Consider the following 19,178-nt stretch of genomic DNA (forward strand, 5'->3'; position numbering starts at 1 on the left):
GAGGGTAGGCAGCATGGGTAACAAGTGGAAGAACATCGGCCTGATCGGCTTTGGCATGGTGGCCGGCGTGGCCGCCTCGTTCCAGTTTTCGGCGTTTGCGCAAAAGGATCTGGGCGCGCCGCTGCCGCTGGACGAGCTGCGCCAGCTGGCCGACGTGTATGGCCTGATCAAGACCGACTACGTCGAGCCGGTGGACGACAAGAAGCTGCTGTCGGACGCCATCTCGGGCATGGTCGCCTCGCTCGACCCGCACTCGATCTACCTGGACCAGAAGGCCTTCCGCGAGATGCGCGAGACCATGGCCGGCAAGTTCGTCGGCCTGGGCATCGAGGTGGCCATGGAAGACGGCTACGTCAAGGTGGTTTCGCCGATCGAGGATTCGCCCGCCTACCGTGCCGGCATCAAGCCCGGCGACCTGATCACGCGCATCGACAACACCCCGGTCAAGGGCCTGTCGCTGGACGAAGCCGTGAGCAAGATGCGCGGCGCGCCGCACTCCAAGGTGACCGTCACCATCGCCCGCCGCGGCGAGGACAAGCCGTGGGTGGTGCCCATCACGCGCGAGGAAGTGCGCGTGGCCAGCGTCAAGGCCAAGCTGGTCGAGCCCGGCTACGCCTGGGTGCGCATCAGCCAGTTCCAGGAAGAGACCCTGGACGAGCTGGTCAAGAAAACCAGCGCACTATACGCGCAGAACCCGGACATCAAGGGCCTGGTGCTGGACCTGCGCAACGACCCGGGCGGCCTGCTGCCCAGCGCCATCGGCGTGTCGGCCGCCTTCCTGCCCAAGCCCACCGACCAGGTGATCGTCTCGACCAAGGGCCAGCTGGCCGACTCCAACCAGGCCTTCTACGGCCGGCGTGACTTTTACGCCGACCGCGGCGGCGACCCACTGGCCAGGCTGCCGGCGGCGCTCAAGTCGGTGCCGATGGTGGTGCTGGTCAACACCGGCTCGGCTTCGGCGTCCGAGATCGTGGCCGGCGCGCTGCAGGATTACAAGCGCGCCATCGTCATGGGCAGCCAGACCTTCGGCAAGGGCTCGGTGCAGACGCTGCGCCAGCTGTCGCCCGACACCGCGGTCAAGCTGACCACGGCGCGCTACTACACGCCGAACGGCCGCTCGATCCAGGCCACCGGCATCGTACCCGACATGGCGGTGGATGAAACGCCAAACGGCGACGGCCTGAACGCGCTGCGGGTGCGCGAGGCGGATCTGGACCACCACCTGTCCAACGAAACCGCCGGCAAGCTGCCGCTGGTCAAGACCAAGCACCGCGACGAGCTCGAAGAAGAGCAGCAGGCGCTGGCGCTCTTGAAGAACCACAAGCCGCTCGAGTACGGCGGCAAGGACGACTTCCAGCTGGCGCAGGCGATCAACCACTTCAAGGGACTGCCGGTCAAGCTGGCCAAGGGCGACGACGGGCTGGACGCGGCGGCGCCCAAGGAGCTGCCGGGGACCGAGAAAAAGCCGGTGGAATTGAAGGGCGCGCCGAAGAAGTAGGGATGGCTGGCGCCGGTTGGACGCGTGGGCAGGAAACCTGCCCACCCTACATAGTGGCGTCGTAGGGTGGCCGGTCTCCCGCCCACGCGTTCAACACCGCTGGCGTTTTTCGTAGGGTGGGCACTTGTGCCCACGCGTTCGCACGCGGCGCGTGATACCGCGTGGGCTCAAGAGCCCACCCTACGCACCGGCGCGTTTGCATCGTTGGAAAAGACATGAACGACAACCAGCTGCTCCGCTACTCCCGCCACATCCTGCTGGACGAGATCGGCATCGAAGGCCAGCAGAAGCTGCTGAACGCGCACGCGCTGGTGATCGGCGCCGGCGGCCTGGGTTCGCCCGCCGCGCTGTACCTGGCGTCCGGCGGCGTCGGCCGCATCACGCTGGTGGACGACGACGAGGTGGACCTGACCAACCTGCAGCGCCAGATCATGCACACCAGCGCGCGCGTCGGCCAGCCCAAGGCCGAGTCTGGCCGCGAAACTTTGATGGCGATCAATCCCGAGGTGCACGTGCGCGCGCTGCGCGAGCGCGTCGCCGGCGAACGGCTGGCGGCGCTGGTGCGCGAGGCCACCGTCGTGCTCGACTGCAGCGACAACTTCGCCACCCGCCACGCGGTCAACCGCGCCTGCTTTGCGGCCGGGGTGCCGCTGGTGGCCGGCGCCGTGATCCGCTTCGATGGCCAGGTCTCGGTGTACGACCCGCGCTCTGCAGAAAGCCCGTGCTACGCCTGCCTGTTCCCCGAGGATGGCAAGTTCGAGGATGCCGCCTGCAGCACGATGGGCGTGTTCGCGCCGCTGGTGGGCGTGATCGGCGCCATGCAGGCGGCCGAGGCCATGAAACTGGTGGTGGGCACCGGGCAGTCGCTGGCCGGCCGCCTGCTGCTGCTCGATGGCCGGGCGATGGAGTGGACCAGCATCGGCATCGCGCGCAATGCGTCCTGCCAGGTGTGCGCTCAGCGCGTGTAGGCACACTGTCAATCAATGCAAGGCAGAGCGTGCTGCCGTACAATGCCTCACCCGCCGCCGATGGCAGCACTCGCCCGTCGGTCTTATACTACATCGGTTATTTCGACCTAAGTACCCCATAACATATATGCATATCGTATCCAAACGTCCATTGCGCCAGCGCATGCAGCGCGGCTTCACCCTCGTCGAGATCATGGTTGTGGTGGTGATCATCGGCATCCTTGGCGCGCTCGTCGTGCCCAAGCTGCTGGGGCGTACCGGCGAGTCGCGCCAGACCGCGGCGCGCGTGGACATCGCCACGCTGATGCAGGCGCTCAAGCTGTACAAGCTGGACAACCAGCGCTACCCGACCACCGAGCAGGGCCTCGTCGCCCTGGTGCAAAAGCCGACCAGCGGCCCGGCCGCCACCGGCTGGAAGGAAGGCGGCTACCTCGAGAAGCTGCCCAAGGACCCGTGGGGCAACCCCTACCAATACCTGTCGCCGGGCATCCATGGCGAGGTGGACGTGTTCTCGTTCGGCGCCGACGGGCAGCCGGGCGGCACCGGCGAAGACGCCGACGTGGGCTCCTGGGACAACAAGTAAGGAGTCCAATGCCGGCAACCAAGGCGCAGCGCAAGGTCTCCGGCTTCACCCTGGTGGAGCTGCTGGTCGTGATGGTCATCATTGGCATCACGCTGGGGCTCGCTACGCTGAACGCGATTCCGAGCCCGCGCCAGGACTTGCAGAAAGAGGCGCAGCGCATCGCGCTGCTGCTGCAGCTGGCGCGTGACGAGGCGATCGTGCGCAACCGGCTGGTCTCGTTCGAGGCGGACGGCAGCCAGTATCACTTCCTGGTCCGTAACGAAAACGGCTGGTCGCTCATCACCAACGACGACCTGCTGCGCGAGCGCAGCTTTGCGCACGGGCCGGTGCAGCTGATGCTCGACCCTCCCGCCGCCGGCAGCACCGACCGCCTGCGCATCACCTTCGGCCGCGAGCCGGTCGATAAACCCTTCGTGCTGACCCTTGCCAGCGGCGACAACCGCGTCGCAATCCGCGCCGACGGCGTGGGCCATTTCACGGTCGAACAATGAACGCGCGCCTGCAAGCACGCCCACGCGGCTTTACCCTGCTCGAAGTGCTGGTGGCGCTGGTCATCGTCGGCACTGCGCTGGGCGCGGGCCTGCGCGCGGTGGGCAGCCTGACGCAGAACAGCACCGGCCTGCGCACCGCGATGATGGCCACCTGGTCGGCAGAAAACCGGCTGGTGCAGATCCGGCTCGGGCGCGAGTTCCCCGAAGTGGGCAAGCGCAGCTTCGATTGCCCGCAAGGCGACCTGAAGCTGGTGTGCCAGGAAGACGTGTTCACCAGCCCGAACCCGCTGCTGCGGCGGGTCGAGGTGTCGGTGTTCGACGCGGCCAACCCGAACCGGCGCATCCTGAAGCTGGTGCAGCTGGTGCCGCGCCAAATGATGCCGAGGCCATCGCCATGAAGCGCGCGCACGGCTTTACGCTGGTTGAACTGCTGGTGGCGATCGGCATCCTGGCGATGGTCGCGGTGCTGGGCTGGCGCGGGCTGGACGGCATCGTGCGCGCGCGCGTGGCGCTGACCCAGCAAATGGAAACGACGCGCGGCATGCAGCTTGCGTTTGCGCAGATGCAGAGCGACTGCGAACACGTGGCCGGGCAGGACATCATGGACAAGCGTCCCTACCTGCTGGCCGACAAGGACCGCCTGACGCTGGTGCGGCTGGTCTCGAACGAAAACGAACCGACCCGGCTGCAGGTGGTGGCCTACCGCGTGGTGGACGGTACGCTGACCCGGCGCGAGTCGAACGGCACGCGCGACCTGGTCCAGCTGGACGCGATCTGGAAGGCGATGACCTCCGACGCCGACACCAGCCTGCAAGGGCAAGCGGTGGGCCTGCAGAAAGGCGTGACCGGCATGCAGGTGTTCACCTGGCAGAACAACCAGTGGCGCACCGGGCCCTTGCTCACGCAGGCCGACGTCGGGCTGGCGCTGCCGCCGACCGGAGTGCAGGTCGCGCTGTCCACCCAGGGCGCGCAGGTGCCGATGACCAAATCCTTCCTGCTCGGAGGCGCGCTATGAAGATGAGGATGCGGGCGCGCCAGCAGGGCGTGGCGGTGATCACGGCGCTGCTGCTCACCACGCTGGCGATCTCGATCGTCGCCAGCCTGTTCTGGCAGCAGCAGGTGCAGGTGCGCTCGATGGAGAATCAGCGCCTGCAGCTGCAGACGCAGTGGATCGAACGCGGCGCACTCGATTGGGCGATGCTGGTGCTGCGCCAGGACTACTGGGACAACAAGTACACGTCGCTCGACCAGATCTGGGCCACGCCGCTGGCCGAGACGCGCCTGGACCAGTACATCGAGCGCGAACGGGTGCAGGGCGAGAACTTCAACGCGACCCTGTCCGGCAACGTGATCGACGCGAGCTCACGTTATAATTTGAGCAATTTGGCGAAGGGCGGGCAACTGGACGCCACGCAGGCCGAGATTTTCAGCCGCCTGCTGGGGAACCTGCAATTGAATCCGTCGTTGGCACTGAAGACTGCAAAGTTCGTCGCCGCGAGCCAGAGCCCGGCCACCCCGCCGCAGCCGCAGCCGCCGCAACCGGCAGCGGCGCCGGCGAGCACGAACATGAAACTGGTGCAACTTGAGGACCTGCTGGCGATTCCCGGCTACACCCAAGCCATGATTGAAAAACTGCGCCCGTTTGCGATCGTGTTGCCGAGCACGAGTACGACGCTGGTCAACGTCAACACGGCGCCGGCCGAGGTGCTGGCCGCGCTGGACAAGGAAATCTCGTTGATGCAGGCCAAGACCCTCGTCGATTACCGCAATCGCGCACCATGGGACGTGCTCGCGAAGTTCGCGCGCCAGGTCAACCTGGACGATACTGCACTGGATGGGGTCGCAACGGTGAAGAGCAACTGGTTCCTGGTGCGCAGCCACATCAAGCTCGACCGTGCTACCCTGAATGTCGAGGCGTTGGTGAGCCGGGAGGGCAATGGCGTCATCCGCAATCCGGAAGTGAAATGGATTCGCCAAATCTAGAACAAGAAAGAGAGCCAGTTTGACTACACTCTACATCCGGCATCCGGCCCGGGCGGAAGGCGAAGGCGCGCTGTGCAGCTTTGCGGTCGTCGGCGATGCCGGCGCGATCGAGCAGGCCGGCGTGGGCGCGCTGCGCAACCTGGGCGACCTGGTGGCGGCCGCACGCCGCGTGGTCCTGATCATCTCGGCGGCCGACGTGACCTTGCTGTCGGTGCAGGCGCCGCCGCTGTCCGGCGCGCGCCTGAAGGCCGCGCTGCCGGGCCTGGTGGAAGAACATATCCTGGGCGACCCGCTGGACGCCGTGCTGGTGGCAGGCCCGCAGCAGGCCGACAACACGCGCCCCGTGGCCGTCGTGCAGCGCGACTGGCTCGAGCCGCTGGTGCGCACGCTGCTGGCCCAGGGGGCGCGCGCCATCGCGGCCGTGCCCGCCCAGCTGTGCCTGCCGCTGCTGCCAGGAAGCGTGACCGCGGCCATCGGCGCCGGCGAGCTGACGCTGCGCCAGAGCCAGTACCAGGGCCTGGGTCTGGCGCTGGACGGCAACCCGGCGATGGCGCTGCAGACCGCGCGCGCGCTCGGCGGCGACGCGCCACTGGTGCTGTACTTGCCGTCCGAGCAGGTGGGCGAATACCAGGCGCTGGCCGCCGAGGCCAGCCCCGGCGTGTCGGTGGAGGCAGACGACTGGGCGCACTGGATCTCGGGCTCGAAGAGCACCGCGTTCGACCTGGTGCCGGGCCTGGGCGCTGCCGGCGCGCCGCAGCGCGACTGGCGCCGCTGGCGCTGGCCGATCCGCCTGGGCCTCTTGGTGCTGATCATCAACCTGGCGGCGCTCAACATCCAGTGGCTGCGCCTGCGCGGCGAAGCGAACGCGATCCGGCAGTCGATGACCCAGACCTTCCGCGCCGCCTACCCCAACCAGCCGGTGATCGACCCGGTGGCCCAGATGCGCCAGAACATTACGCGCGCCAAGGCGAACAGCGGCGAGCTCGCGCACGACGAATTCAACTACCTGGCCGCGGCGCTGGGCGAAGCGGTGCGCGGGCTGGGACGCCAGCCGGGCATTTCGTCAATTGAGTACAGGGAACGCGCGCTGACGGTCAAGGTCAAAGCCGAGACCGTGGACCCGTCGCTGACCAGCCAGCTGAAAACGGCGCTGGCCGCGCGCGGCATCACCCTGGAAGAAACCGCGCCGGCCACCTGGCGCGTGGCAAGCACAGGAGCAAGGCAATGAATGTGGCCGCAACCTTGGGCCAGGCGCGCGCGCGCGCGTTGGCATACTGGATGGCGCGCACCGAGCAGGAACGCCGGACCTTGTCGATCGGCGCCGGCGTGCTGTTGCTGGCGCTGGCCTACCTGGTCCTGATCGCGCCGGCCTGGGAAGGCCGCGCCGAGCTGCGCCGCACGCTGCCGCAGTTGCGCCAGCAAGCCGCCCAGCTGCGCGCGCTGGCCGACGAGGCCAGGAGCCTGGCCGCGCAGCCCGCGCCGCAGGTGGCGCCAATGACGCGCGAGGCGCTGCTGGCCAGCCTCACGGCGCGCGGCATCAACCCGGCCTCGCTGACGCTGACAGGCGAATACGCGAAAGCACAGCTGAACAATGTTTCGTTCGCCAACCTGATGGCCTGGCTGGACGCGCAACGGCGCGAAAGCCGGGTCCAGCTGCAGGACGGGGCGATCACCGCGCTGCCGGTGGCCGGGCAGGTGGACGCCACCCTGACGCTGCGCCAGGCAACGGCCGGGGCCGCGGCCCAATGAGGCGGCTGCTGTTGTGGCTGGCGCTGGTGGCGCTGGTGGTGGCGCTGACGGTGCTGGCCTTCCTGCCGGCATCGTGGCTGGGACAGATGGTGGAACAGCAGACCGGCGGCCGTTTGACGCTGGGGGATGCGCAGGGTACGCTGTGGAACGGTTCAGCCTTCCTGGGCGGCGCACCGGGCGAGGGCGGGGCGGTGACGCCGCTGCTGCCGGGGCGCTTTGCCTGGCGCCTGTCGCCGGCGGTGCTGGTGGGGCGCGTGAGCATGCACGTGGAGAACCCGCAGGCGCTGTCGCAGCCGCTGGCGATCGAGGGCAGTTGGTCCGAGTGGCAGGTGAGCCCCGGCGAGCTGCTGCTGCCGGCCGCCGGGCTGGCCGGGCTGGGCGCGCCGCTGAACACGCTGGCGCCCACCGGCACGATCAAGTTGAACTGGAACGCGCTCGAGGTGGCACGGCAGGGGCAGATGGTGGCGGTGACCGGCCGCACGGTGCTGTCGATGACCGACATGGGTTCGCGCATGTCGCCCATCAAACCGCTGGGCAGTTATGAAATGGCGATGGACTGGCACGGCCAGCAGGCTGCGCTGGTGTTGCGTACGCTGCGCGGGCCGCTGCTACTGTCGGGAAATGGCAGCCTGCAAAACGGGCGCCTGCAGTTTTCCGGACAGGCCGAGGCGGCCGAAGGTTACGAGGACACGCTGGGCAACATGCTCAATCTGTTGGGCCAGCGCCGAATGGTGAACGGCAAGAAAGTTATCGCGCTAGAGTTCAGATAAATGAAAAAAAATATCCGTAGCACACTTACCCTGCCGGCCCTGCGCCGGACCGTGGCCGGCGCGATGCTGTGCTGTGCAGCCCTGGCGGCCGTGCCCGCCCCGACCTATGCCCAGAACGGCACGGCGGGTGGCGCGGCCCTCAACTTCGTCAATGCCGACATCGAATCGGTGATCAAGGCGGTCGGGCACTATACCGGCATGACCTTCATCATCGACCCGCGCGTCAAGGGCACGCTCACGCTGGTGTCCGAGCGGCCGCTGACCAAGGCGCAGGCGTTCCAGCTGCTCACCTCGCAGTTGCGCCTGCAGGGCTACGCGGTGGTCACCGGCGACGGCTTTGCCAAGGTGGTGCCGGAAGCGGAAGCCAAGCTGCAGGCGGCGCCGACCCAGGTCGGGGTGAAGGGCGCCAAGGTGCACGGCGACCAGATCGCGACCCAGATCTACCACCTGTCCTACGAGTCGGCCGCCAACCTGACCGCGGTGCTGCGCCCGCTGGTGTCGCCCAACAACTCGATCATGGCCGACCCGGGCAACAACAGCCTGGTCATCACCGACTACGCCGACAACCTGCGGCGCCTGTCCAAGATCATCGCCGCGCTCGACGCGCCGGTCGCGGGCGACCTCGACGTGATCCAGATCCACAACGGCATCGCCACCGACATCGCCACGCTGGCCACGCGCCTGATGGAGCCGGCCCCGGGCGGCGACTCGGGCCGCGTGACCGTGCTGGCCGACCCGCGCACCAACTCGGTGGTGGTGCGCGCGCCTTCGCCGGCCAAGGCGAACCATGCGCGCGCGCTGATTTCCAAGCTCGACAGGCCCACGCAGGAACTGGGCAACGTGCACGTCGTGTACCTGAAGAACGCGGACGCAACGCGCGTGGCGCAGACCCTGCGCGCCGTGGTGTCGGGCGACGTGTCGGCCGCGCCGCAGGCAGGGCAGGGCACGCAGGGCGGCTCGATCCCGGCCGGCACGCTGGGCGGCGGCATGTCCGGCCAGGGCTCGGCCACCCAGCCGGTCGGCACGCAAAGCCCGACCGGCTTTGGCGGTCCGACCAACACCTTTGCCCAGCAGGGCCAGCAGGGCGGCGCCAATGCGCCGCAGGGGTCGGGCTTCATCCAGGCCGACACCTCCACCAACAGCCTGATCATCACCGCCAACGATGCGATGTACCGCAACCTGCGCGGCGTGATCGACCAGCTCGACGTGCGCCGCGCCCAGGTCTACATCGAGGCGCTGGTGGTCGAGGTGACATCGAACAAGGCGTCCGACTTCGGCGTGCAGTGGGTGGGCCTGACCGGCAACGGCGCCAGCAGCTACCGCGTGGGCGGCCTGCAGTCGTTCGGCCAGGGCACGGTCAACAACATCGTCAACCTGGCGCTGGCCGCGCGCACCGGCCTTGGCAGCGGCAGCACCACGACCGCCAACCCGGCGCAGCTGGTGCCGGGCGGGCTGTCGATCGGCCTGTTCCACCAGTCGTCCGACGGCCAGCTGGGCCTGGGCGCGGTGCTGCACGCACTTGAAACGGACGGAAACGCCAACATCTTGTCGACGCCGAACATGATCACGCTCGACAACGAACTGGCCACCATCAAGGTTGGCCAGAACGTACCAATCCTGAGCGGCTCGTACGTGACGACGGGTGGCGCAGCCGGCAACCCGTTCACCACCATCGACCGCCGCGACGTGGGCCTGCTGCTGAAGGTGCGGCCGCAAATCTCCGAAGGCGGTACCATCAAGCTGGCGATCTACCACGAGAATTCGAGCGTGGACCGGTCGACGCTGAACTCGCCGTCGGGCATTACCACCAACGTGCGCGCGATCGAAAGCAACGTGCTGGCCGACGACGGCCAGATCGTCGTCCTCGGCGGCCTGATCGAGGACAACGAGAGCGACGGCGAGGAGCGCGTACACGGGCTGGCGAGCATCCCCGTCCTGGGCAACCTGTTCAAGACCCGGACCCGCGCCCGTACCAAGACCAACCTGATGGTATTCCTGCGCCCGGTGGTGGTGCGCAGCAAGGAGGCGACGGCCAGCATCACGATGGACCGTTACGACTACATCCGCGCCGCCGGCGAAGTCGCTGTGCCGCCGAGTGGCGAGCCGCTGCTGCGCAACCTCGGGACGCCGGTCCTGCCGCTATTGACCAACGGCCAGCCGCCCACGGGCGGACAGATGGCCACGGTGCCGCCGCAACCGGCCCCGGCGCCCGCCAAGGGCGCCCAGCCGGGCGCGGCCACGCCGGCAACGCCGGCGGCACCGCCGATCCAGAGATAAGCCAAGATGAACAACCTGTTGCCATACGCTTTCGCACGCGACCACGGCGTGCTCGCGCGTTCCAACGGCGACCCGGCGCAAAGCGTCGAAGTGCTCGTTTCCAATGCCACCGCCCCGGCCGCGATCGCCGAGGTGTCGCGCCGCTTCGGGCGCATCGCCCTGCGCCGCATGGAGCGCAGCGAGCTGGACGCGGCCATTGCCGCGGCCTATGCCGCCGCCGGCGGCGATGCCTCGCAGGTGGTGGACGAATTCGATGCCGACCTCGACCTGACCAAGCTGCTGCAGGACGTGCCGGCCATCGAAGACCTGCTCGAATCGTCGGACGACGCGCCGGTGATCCGCATGATCAACGCGCTGCTGACCCAGTCGCTGCGCGAGGGCGCGTCCGACATCCACATCGAGCCGTTCGAGCAGACGTCGGTGGTGCGCTTTCGCATCGACGGCGCGCTACGCGACATCGTGCGGCCCAAGAAGGCGATCCACGCCTCGCTGATCTCGCGCATCAAGATCATGAGCCAGCTGGACATCGCCGAAAAGCGCCTGCCGCAGGACGGCCGCATCACCCTGCGCGTGGGCGGCAAGCCGGTCGACGTGCGCGTCTCGACCCTGCCCACCGGCCACGGCGAGCGCGCGGTGCTGCGTTTGCTGGACAAGGAAGCCGGGCGCCTCGACCTGGGCCACCTGGGCATGAGCGACGCGCTGCTGCCGCAGTTCGACAAGCTGATCAACCAGCCGCACGGCATCGTGCTGGTCACCGGACCGACCGGTTCCGGTAAAACGACCACGCTGTACGCGGCGCTGTCGCGCCTGAATGCGGCCACCACCAACATCATGACGGTGGAGGACCCGATCGAATACGACCTGAACGGCATCGGCCAGACCCAGGTCAATCCGCGCATCGACATGACCTTTGCCAAGGCGCTGCGCGCGATCCTGCGCCAGGACCCGGACGTGATCATGATCGGCGAGATCCGCGACCTGGAAACCGCGCAGATCGCGGTGCAGGCCTCGCTCACCGGCCACCTGGTGCTGGCGACGCTGCACACCAACGATGCCGCCTCGGCCGTGACGCGTTTGCTGGACATGGGCATCGAACCGTTCCTGCTGTCCTCGTCGCTGCTGGGCGTGATGGCGCAGCGCCTCGTGCGCAAGCTCTGCCCGCACTGCAAGAAGTTCGACGGCCAGACCTGGCATGCGGTCGGCTGCGAGCGCTGCGGCCACACCGGCTACCACGGCCGCGTGGGCGTGTACGAGCTGCTCGAAACCACCGAAGAGATCCGTGCGCAGATCCACAACCGCGCCAGCGAAGCCGAGATCCGCGACAGCGCGCTGGCCACCGGCATGAGGACCATGCGCGAGGACGGCGAGCGCTGGATCCATGAAGGCGTCACCACGCAGGCCGAGCTGGTGCGCGTGACGAAGGACTGACGCCATGCCGGCCTTTCGCTACGAAGCCGTCGATGCCGCGGGCGCGACCCGCAAAGGCGTCGTCAACGCCGACAGCCCCCGTTCGGCGCGCGCCGACCTGCGCACCCAGGGGCTGACACCGCTTGCCGTCGAGGCCATCTCGGCCCAGGTCGACGAGAGCGGCGCCGCCAGGAGCCGAGGCTTTGGCGAGCGCCTGTCGCAAAACGAGCTGGCGCTGTTCACCCGCCAGCTGGCCAGCCTGCTCGAAGCGGGGCTGCCGCTGGAACAAGCCTTCACCGCGCTGCTGGAGCAGGCCGAGCGCCCCTACGTGCGCGACCTGGTCGCCTCGATCCGTTCCGAAGTGATGGGCGGCGCCTCGTTCTCGGCCGCCCTGTCGCGCCACCCGCGCGACTTCGCCGAGATCTACCGCGCGCTGGTCACCTCGGGCGAGCAGATCGGCCAGCTCGCGCGCGTGCTGTCGCGCCTGGCCGACTACATCGAGCGCCGCAACGCGCTGGTGCAGAAGGTGCGCCTGGCCTTCACCTACCCGGCGATCGTGACCTTCGTCGCATTCGCGATCGTGATCTTCCTGCTCACCTACGTGGTGCCGCAGATCGTGTCGGTGTTCGCCAACACCAAGCAAAAGCTGCCGGTGCTCACGGTGGTGATGCTGGGCGTGTCGAACTTCGTGCGCGCCTACGGCATTTATGTGGCGCTGGCGCTCATCGCCGCCTGGTTCGCGTGGCGGCGCGCGCTGCAGAACCCGGCGCTCAAGCTGCGCTGGCATGCCTGGCTGCTCGACGCGCCGGTGTACGGCAAGTTCGAGCGCAGCCTGAACACGGCGCGCTTTGCCAGCACGCTGGCGATCACCACCGGCTCCGGCGTGCCAATCCTGAGGGCGCTCGACACCAGCCGCGATACGTTGTCCAATGTGGCCATGCGCGACCTGGTGGAGCAGGCCACGGCCAGCGTGCGCGAAGGCGTGAGCCTGGCGCGCGCGCTGTCGGCGCAAAAGCACTTCCCGCCGATGCTGGTGCACATGATCCGGGCCGGCGAGATCACCGGCGAGCTGCCGGCCATGCTCGAACGCGCGGCCAACTCGCAGCAGGCCGACCTGGAGCGGCGCACCCTGACCATCGCCGGCCTGCTCGAGCCGGTGCTGATCCTGGCCATGGGCCTGGTGGTGCTCCTGATCGTGCTGGCCGTGCTCATGCCTATCATCGAAATCAACCAGCTGGTGCGCTAACCGAGGAGCCTAATGAAGCGTCTGCCCATCGTCCTGACCCTGGTCGCCCTGATCGTGCTGGCCGCCTCGGTCGCGTACTGGATCCTGCAGCTGTACCAGCCGCCGCAGCGTCCGATCACGGCGCCGCCGCTGGCCGAGGCGCCCGAGCCCAGCATGGACGCGGCCGGCACCTTGTTCGGCGGGCAGGCGGCGGCGCAGGTGGCGACCAACTACCAGCTGAGCGGAGTGATCTCGGCCGGAGCGCAGAGCGTGGCCATCATCTCGGCCAACGGCGGGCCGGCCAAGGCGCTGGTGATCGGCAAGGAAATCGCGCCGGGCGTGTCGGTGAGCGAGGTGCATGCGCGCTATGTGATGTTGTCCGACGGTGGCGTGATGAAGCGGATCGACCTGGCGCCGGATACCAAGGCGGCGGCGCCGATGGGGGCGGCAGTGGCGCCGGCGCCGGCGGCCGCGCCCTCGACGGCGGGCTCGGCGGAAGGCGACGTGGCGGGGCGGGGCGACGTGGGCGTGCATGACGAGCCACCGCCCGCTCCCGCACCGGCCCCCGCACCGGTCGCGCCCGCGCAGGCGCCGGCTCCCGGACCGAGCATCACGTCGCCACCGCTGACGCCGGGCGCGGTGCCGCAAGCGCCTGCCACCGCGCCGACCCAGATGCCGCCGCCGGTGCGCTCGCCGGGCAGCCCGGTCAGCCAGCCGCCGCAGTCAAGGTAGGGTGGGCGGGTTTCCCGCCCACGCGTCCAAGCGCGGCCAGCACAGCCCGTGCATCGAACCAAGGGCCGGTTGAACGCGTGGGCGGACAAGCCGCCCACCCTACGGACGCTTCACCGCCGCAGCGCGGTGAACGCCGCAAACTCCCACGACCTGAACCCCAGGAGAAGCGTGAACCCGTCACGCTCGTCCGGCGCCAGCCGCCGGTCGTTGCGGTGCAGCCGCGCCAGGTCGCCAGCCAGCTGGTGCAGCTTGTGCGCCAGCTCGTGCGCGCTGGCGAGCGACAGCCGCGCCGGCAGGCACATCAGCGTTTCCCCGGGCCCGTCGAAGCGGCCGCTGAAGTAGTCCGCCACCACGTGCTGGCGGAAGAACTGCTGCACCGGCCCGTCCGGCAGCCAGCGGAACGCGTTCGACACGCGCAGGCTGTAGCGGTTGAGCGGCTTGAGCTCGATCAGGCCCAGCCGGTCCAGTTCGGCCATGTACTGGATGCATTCCGGCGTCGAGATCCGGTAGGTCTCCACCACCTGCTCCAGGCTCCAGTGGCCAAGGCAACAGATCGCCACCAGCAGCAAGCGCGGTTGCGCGACCAGCGAGGTTTCCTGTGGCATCGTCAGCGTGTCCGCGGCCGGCCGCGAATCGGCCGCGCGGCGCAGCACGTCCTCCAGCGCAATGCCGCACGCGGTGCAGATCTGCGACAGCCGCGACAGCGACATGTCCTTTTGCCCGAACATGCGCTTGACGCTCGATTCGCTCATCGCGATGCGCTCGGCCAGCGCCTTGTAGGTGATGCCGGCGGCGCGCAACTCGGCGCGCAGCACATCGAGGACCAGTTCCGGTGAGCTCATGGGAAGACCTGTTGTTGTGAGGAAGGTATCGCAAGGTGATACCGAATGTACAACGCCGCGGTACTTCGCACAAGCTGCTGGCGCAAGCAGGGCGAACCGTAGACACTTTGATCATGTGGGGCCGGGACATGGGCTGGCATACCCGCAGTGGGCACAGGACGTGCCCACTTCCACCGAATCTTGCGTCGCGCCCTGGTGGCTGCGGCGCAACACGCATGGCCTGATCGCGGGCGCCCGTTGCGGGCGTCCGCAGGCGGCCGGTCGTTCCACGTAGCACAGGACGTCGTCCCCGCGCAGGCGGGGACCCATGCTGAGTTGATCGCTACGCAGCCAGGGAACTTGCTGGGAATATCACTGCGGTGTGCACCAGTGTTGAGCACAATCAGTATGGATCCCCGCCTGCGCGGGGACGACGTGCGAACGGGAGTGGCAAGCTGTTTACTCCTCGTCCGGCACCAGCTTGACCTTCTTGAGCGCGCGCTTGGCGGCCGAGCGCTGGGCCGATTCGGTCTTCACGTGCGGCCCGGCCGACCGGTTCTTGGCGAACCCGGCAAACGGGTTGCGCGGCTTGCCCAGTGCGCTCGGCACGCCCGGCTTGGCGAGCAAGCGCATCTTCTGCCGGGTGGCCAGTGCCTTGTTCGCCATCGCCGTCCCCCCTTACAGCACGTAGCGCGACAGGTCTTCGTTCACCGACAGCTTGTCCAGCCGCTCGTTGACGTAGGCCGTGTCGACCGTGACGGTTTTGCCGCTCGATTCGGTCGCGGAGAACGAGATTTCCTCGAGCAGCTTTTCCATCACCGTGTACAGGCGCCGCGCGCCGATGTTTTCGGTGCGCTCGTTGACCGAGAACGCGATCTCGGCCAGCCGGTGGATGCCGTCCTTGGCGAATTCGAGCTGCACGCCCTCGGTCGCCAGCAGCGCCTGGTACTGCTTGGTCAGGCTGGCGTCGGTCGAGGTCAGGATGCTCTCGAAGTCCGCGATCGACAGCGACTCCAGTTCGACCCGGATCGGGAAGCGGCCCTGCAGCTCCGGGATCAGGTCCGACGGCTTGGACAGGTGGAACGCGCCCGAGGCGATGAACAGGATGTGGTCGGTGCGGATCATGCCGTACTTGGTGTTGACCGTGGTGCCCTCGACCAGCGGCAGCAGGTCGCGCTGCACGCCCGCGCGCGAGACGTCCGCGCCGCCATGCTCGCTGCGCGAGGCGATCTTGTCGATCTCGTCGAGGAACACGATGCCGTTCTGCTCGACGTTGGCGATCGCCTTCTGCTTGAGCTCCTCATCGTTGATGAGCTTGGCCGCTTCTTCCTCGGCCAGCACCTTCATCGCGTCCTTGATCTTCATCTTGCGCGGCTTCTTGCGGCCCGCGCCGACGCCGGCGAACATGCCCTTGATCTGCTCGGTCATCTCTTCCATGCCGGGCGGCGCCATGATTTCCATCTGCGGGCTGGCCTCGGCCACCTCGATCTCGATGTCGCGGTCGTCGAGCTGGCCCTCGCGCAGGCGCTTGCGGAAGGTGGCGCGGGTGGTGTCGTTGTCCTTGTTCTCGCTGGCGGCCACGTTGAAGCCGAAGTCGCGCGGCGGCGGCACCAGGATGTCGATGATGCGGTCCTCGGCCGCGTCCTCGGCGCGCTGGCGCACCTTCTTCATCTCGCTGGCGCGGGTCTGCTTGATGCCGATGTCCACCAGGTCGCGCACGATCGTGTCCACGTCGCGGCCCACATAGCCGACCTCGGTGAACTTGGTGGCTTCGATCTTGATGAACGGCGCATCGGCCAGCTTGGCCAGGCGGCGCGCGATCTCGGTCTTGCCCACGCCGGTCGGGCCGATCATCAGGATGTTCTTCGGCGTGATCTCGTGGCGCAGCGGCTCCTCGACCTGCTGGCGGCGCCAGCGGTTGCGCAGCGCGATCGAGACCGCGCGCTTGGCCTTGGCCTGGCCGACCACGTGCTTGTCCAGTTCCGAGACGATTTCCAGGGGTGTCATGTTCATGTTGGGTACCGCTTAGTCGAGCGTTTCGATGATGTGGGACATGTTCGTGTAGATGCACAGCTCGCCGGCGATGGTCAGCGCCTTCTTCACCACGTCGCCTGGTGCCAGGTCGGTATTTTCCTGCAGCGCCTTGGCCGCGCTTTGCGCGTACACGCCTCCCGAGCCGATTGCGCCGATGCCGTCCTCGGGCTCGAGCACGTCGCCGTTGCCGGTGATGATCAGGGTCTTCTCGCGGTCGGCGACCAGCAGCATCGCTTCCAGCTTGCGCAGCATGCGGTCGGTGCGCCAGTCCTTGGCCAGCTCGACCGAGGAGCGCAGCAGGTTGCCCTGGTGCTTTTCCAGCTTGCCTTCGAAGCGGTCGAGCAGGGTGAAGGCGTCGGCCGTGGCGCCGGCGAAGCCGCACAACACTTTGCCGTTGTACAGCGTGCGTACCTTGCGCGCCGAGCCCTTCATGACCACGTTGCCGAGGGTGACCTGACCGTCGCCGCCGAGTGCGACCTTGTCGCCGCGGCGTACGCTCACGATGGTGGTGCCGTGAAATTGTTCCATTCTTTGCCTCTTGGTTGTTCAGCCAATCGGAGGTGGGGGTGGCGACGCCAATTGCAAGGCTGGCGGGCGCAATTGTTGGGTTGGTAGGGTGGCCGGGTTTCCCGCCCACGCGTCCAAATGTCGCGTGTCGGGCCAGGCTCACCTGCGTTGAACGCGTGGGCAAGGAACTTGCCCACCCTACATCAATACTTGTTCGCGAACAATCGGGCGCTGTCAGCGGCGCCCAGCAGGCGCAGCAGGGGCCCGACCAGGTGGTTCAGCTCGCGCAGCTCGATGTTGCGCCCCTCGGCCTTGAGCACCCGCAGCTGGCCCTCGAGGGCGCTGGCGGCGGCATGGTCGATCCGCACCAGGCGCGAGCAGTCGAGCACGGCCGGGTCGGCGCCGCGCGCATAGCTGTCGATCGAAGCCAGCAGGGCGGCGGGGTCGCCCTCGACGGTGGCCGGCAGCATGAAACGGTCGCCCGCGGCGGCGCTGGCGGCGGCGGTGGCCACCCGCAGCGGCGCCTCAAAGCGCGGCGGCTCGGTTTCGAAGGTGACCCGGTAGTCCATCGCGGTTTCCTCGAAGTCCTTGGCGCGGTCGGTCAGCTGCAGCAGTTCGAGCAGCAGCAGCCACGGCGCCTGGCTGGCGCCGCGCTCGCCGATCGACAGCATCGGCCGCAGCACGCCGACCAGGGTATCGGCGCTGCCCAGCACCAGTTCGCTGCCGGCGCGGCGCAGGGCGCGCAGCCCGTCCAGCAGGCAGCTGCAGCCCTCGGGCGTGGCGCCGCGGACGCCACCGAATTCCAGCCGCAGCACCGGGCTGCTTGCGGTGCAGTCGAGCAGGCGCTGCAGCTGCGGTTCGATGTGCGGGCCGAGCACGCCCGAGAACGCTTCGGTCGGCGTGACGCCGGCGAACTGCGGCTGCGGCGCGCTGGCGGTGCGCGCTTTCCATACCGGCGGCGAGGTCTCGAAATGGATGGCGTAATCGATGGCGATGCTCTCGAAGTCCTGTTCGCGGCCGCTGACCTGGTACAGGTCGAGCAGCATCCACCAGGGCACGCGCTGGCTGCGCCCTTCGCCGATCAGGCTGGCGCGCAGCAGGCGTTCGGCCGCCAGGCTTTCGCCGTTGGCGTAGAGCATAGCGGCTTCTTCGGCGACCAGCGGAATGGCCGGGGTGCCCGGGGACGCGCCGGAGGCCAGCTCGGACGGCGCCAGTTCGTAGGCAGGCGAGGGGGCTGCGGCGGCCGGCGTGCGCGGCGCATTGCTGCCCCAGGCAGGCTCGTCACTGAAAATGTCGGATGCCATCTCCAGTTCGATCGCATCGATCTTGGCGGCGGTGGCGCGCGCGATTTCGCGCTGGCGCGCCCGCTCGGCTTCGCTGTCCTGGCGCGGCGCCTCGCCCGTGCGTGCGCGCACACTGGACGCAGCCGCAGGCGGCGCCTGCTTTCTCTTGAAAAAGGAGAAAAGGCCCAAATCGATGTCCTGTCTGTCAGATCAGGCAGGGCTGCGCGGGACGGCAACCCCGGTCCGGATTGCCACGACCTTGGCGGTGTGGCGCGCTAAGTGTATCCGATAGGAAAGCGCTCGGCCATAAGGAACGCCAAGTGTGCCGTGTAAATAAAAAAAGCATGCGACCTGCGCCGCATGCTTTCTTTGGATGGGAGTGGGACTGGCTCAGTCGCCGTACAGCTTCTGCTTCAGTTCGCGGCGCTGCTGGGCCTCGAGCGACAGGGTGGCGGTCGGGCGCGCGATCAGGCGCGGAATGCCGATCGGTTCGCCGGTTTCCTCGCACCAGCCGTATTCGCCCGACTCGATGGAGGCCAGCGATTGCTGGACTTTCTTGAGCAGCTTGCGCTCGCGGTCGCGCGTGCGCAGCTCGAGCGCATGCTCTTCCTCGATGGTGGCACGGTCTGCCGGATCGGGAACCAGCACGGTTTCGCGCAGGTGCTCGGTGGTTTCGCCGGCGTTCTTCAGCAGCTCTTTTTCGAGCGCCTGGAGCTTGGCCTTGAAGAATGCCAGCTGGGCCGGGTTCATGTAGTCCTCGTCGCTCATTGCCCGAATCTCTTCTTCCGTCAAGATGCGTTCTTCGGCCTGGGCGGCGGCATTCGGTTTGGTTGTTTTAGTCATGACTTCA

The 19,178-nt window shown here is 68.0% G+C and carries 20 protein-coding genes; 14 read left to right on the forward strand and 6 right to left on the reverse strand.

The genetic code is table 11. The annotated features are described in order from the left end of the window. Window positions 1-13 precede the first annotated feature (13 nt). The 14 genes from NX773_RS18080 to NX773_RS18145 all read left to right on the forward strand — a co-directional run bounded on the left by NX773_RS18080 (window position 14) and on the right by NX773_RS18145 (window position 13,683). Entirely contained in the window at window positions 14-1,498 is a 1,485-nt protein-coding gene (locus NX773_RS18080) for a S41 family peptidase (protein WP_258857689.1), read from the forward strand. Window positions 1,499-1,713: 215 nt separating this feature from the next. Continuing rightward, a complete protein-coding gene (locus tag NX773_RS18085; RefSeq protein WP_258857690.1) occupies window positions 1,714-2,466 on the forward strand; it encodes a HesA/MoeB/ThiF family protein in 753 nt (250 codons plus the stop codon). A 127-nt stretch (window positions 2,467-2,593) separates the two neighbouring features. Then, window positions 2,594-3,049 (forward strand): type II secretion system major pseudopilin GspG, encoded by a 456-nt coding sequence (gene gspG / locus NX773_RS18090; RefSeq protein ID WP_258857691.1) that lies wholly within the window; start codon window positions 2,594-2,596, stop codon window positions 3,047-3,049. Between the two features lie 8 nt (window positions 3,050-3,057). Beyond that, on the forward strand, window positions 3,058-3,540 hold the full coding sequence (locus NX773_RS18095; protein ID WP_258857692.1) for a GspH/FimT family pseudopilin: 483 nt from the start codon (window positions 3,058-3,060) through the stop codon (window positions 3,538-3,540). Then, window positions 3,537-3,938, forward strand: a complete 402-nt coding sequence (gene gspI, locus NX773_RS18100; RefSeq protein WP_258857693.1) for a type II secretion system minor pseudopilin GspI — start codon at window positions 3,537-3,539, stop codon at window positions 3,936-3,938. The genes NX773_RS18095 and gspI overlap by 4 nt, the downstream gene beginning before the upstream one ends. Beyond that, window positions 3,935-4,555 (forward strand): PulJ/GspJ family protein, encoded by a 621-nt coding sequence (locus NX773_RS18105; protein WP_258857694.1) that lies wholly within the window; start codon window positions 3,935-3,937, stop codon window positions 4,553-4,555. The genes gspI and NX773_RS18105 overlap by 4 nt, the downstream gene beginning before the upstream one ends. Next, window positions 4,552-5,523, forward strand: a complete 972-nt coding sequence (gspK, locus tag NX773_RS18110) for a type II secretion system minor pseudopilin GspK (RefSeq protein WP_258857695.1) — start codon at window positions 4,552-4,554, stop codon at window positions 5,521-5,523. Before NX773_RS18105 ends, gspK begins: the two co-directional genes overlap by 4 nt. A gap of 19 nt (window positions 5,524-5,542) precedes the next feature. Beyond that, on the forward strand, window positions 5,543-6,751 hold the full coding sequence (gene gspL / locus NX773_RS18115; RefSeq protein ID WP_258857696.1) for a type II secretion system protein GspL: 1,209 nt from the start codon (window positions 5,543-5,545) through the stop codon (window positions 6,749-6,751). After that, window positions 6,748-7,272, forward strand: coding sequence for a type II secretion system protein M (locus NX773_RS18120; RefSeq protein ID WP_258857697.1), 525 nt, complete (start codon window positions 6,748-6,750; stop codon window positions 7,270-7,272). Before gspL ends, NX773_RS18120 begins: the two co-directional genes overlap by 4 nt. Further along, window positions 7,269-8,042, forward strand: a complete 774-nt coding sequence (gene gspN, locus NX773_RS18125) for a type II secretion system protein N (RefSeq protein ID WP_258857698.1) — start codon at window positions 7,269-7,271, stop codon at window positions 8,040-8,042. The genes NX773_RS18120 and gspN overlap by 4 nt, the downstream gene beginning before the upstream one ends. After that, entirely contained in the window at window positions 8,043-10,319 is a 2,277-nt protein-coding gene (gene gspD / locus NX773_RS18130) for a type II secretion system secretin GspD (protein WP_258857699.1), read from the forward strand. Between the two features lie 6 nt (window positions 10,320-10,325). Further along, window positions 10,326-11,747 carry a type II secretion system ATPase GspE gene (gene gspE, locus NX773_RS18135; protein WP_258857700.1) on the forward strand — a complete coding sequence of 474 codons (1,422 nt, stop codon included), beginning with the start codon at window positions 10,326-10,328 and terminating at the stop codon, window positions 11,745-11,747. 4 nt (window positions 11,748-11,751) lie between these two features. Beyond that, window positions 11,752-12,972 (forward strand): type II secretion system inner membrane protein GspF, encoded by a 1,221-nt coding sequence (gene gspF, locus NX773_RS18140; protein ID WP_258857701.1) that lies wholly within the window; start codon window positions 11,752-11,754, stop codon window positions 12,970-12,972. Between the two features lie 12 nt (window positions 12,973-12,984). Next, entirely contained in the window at window positions 12,985-13,683 is a 699-nt protein-coding gene (locus tag NX773_RS18145; protein WP_258857702.1) for a type II secretion system protein N, read from the forward strand. A gap of 110 nt (window positions 13,684-13,793) precedes the next feature. Here the strand turns inward: NX773_RS18145 and NX773_RS18150 are convergent, their stop codons facing one another. From NX773_RS18150 to dksA, 6 genes are all read right to left on the reverse strand, one after another. Then, window positions 13,794-14,525: a helix-turn-helix domain-containing protein gene (locus tag NX773_RS18150; protein ID WP_258823036.1), complete on the reverse strand. Its 732-nt coding sequence runs from the start codon at window positions 14,523-14,525 to the stop codon at window positions 13,794-13,796. Window positions 14,526-14,963: 438 nt separating this feature from the next. After that, window positions 14,964-15,170, reverse strand: coding sequence for a hypothetical protein (locus NX773_RS18155; protein ID WP_258857703.1), 207 nt, complete (start codon window positions 15,168-15,170; stop codon window positions 14,964-14,966). 12 nt (window positions 15,171-15,182) lie between these two features. Then, the gene (gene hslU / locus NX773_RS18160; protein ID WP_258857704.1) at window positions 15,183-16,517 is read right to left on the reverse strand and encodes an ATP-dependent protease ATPase subunit HslU; all 1,335 of its coding nucleotides are present in this window, start codon (window positions 16,515-16,517) and stop codon (window positions 15,183-15,185) included. Between the two features lie 12 nt (window positions 16,518-16,529). Continuing rightward, window positions 16,530-17,066, reverse strand: a complete 537-nt coding sequence (gene hslV / locus NX773_RS18165) for an ATP-dependent protease subunit HslV (RefSeq protein WP_258857705.1) — start codon at window positions 17,064-17,066, stop codon at window positions 16,530-16,532. Between the two features lie 182 nt (window positions 17,067-17,248). Further along, window positions 17,249-18,460 (reverse strand): STAS domain-containing protein, encoded by a 1,212-nt coding sequence (locus tag NX773_RS18170; protein ID WP_258857706.1) that lies wholly within the window; start codon window positions 18,458-18,460, stop codon window positions 17,249-17,251. Window positions 18,461-18,718: 258 nt separating this feature from the next. After that, window positions 18,719-19,171, reverse strand: a complete 453-nt coding sequence (dksA, locus tag NX773_RS23565) for an RNA polymerase-binding protein DksA (RefSeq protein WP_307728662.1) — start codon at window positions 19,169-19,171, stop codon at window positions 18,719-18,721. Window positions 19,172-19,178: the final 7 nt, after the last annotated feature.

It is taken from the genome of Massilia solisilvae (assembly GCF_024753215.1).
In the GTDB taxonomy this organism is placed as follows: Bacteria; Pseudomonadota; Gammaproteobacteria; order Burkholderiales; family Burkholderiaceae_D; genus Telluria; species Telluria solisilvae.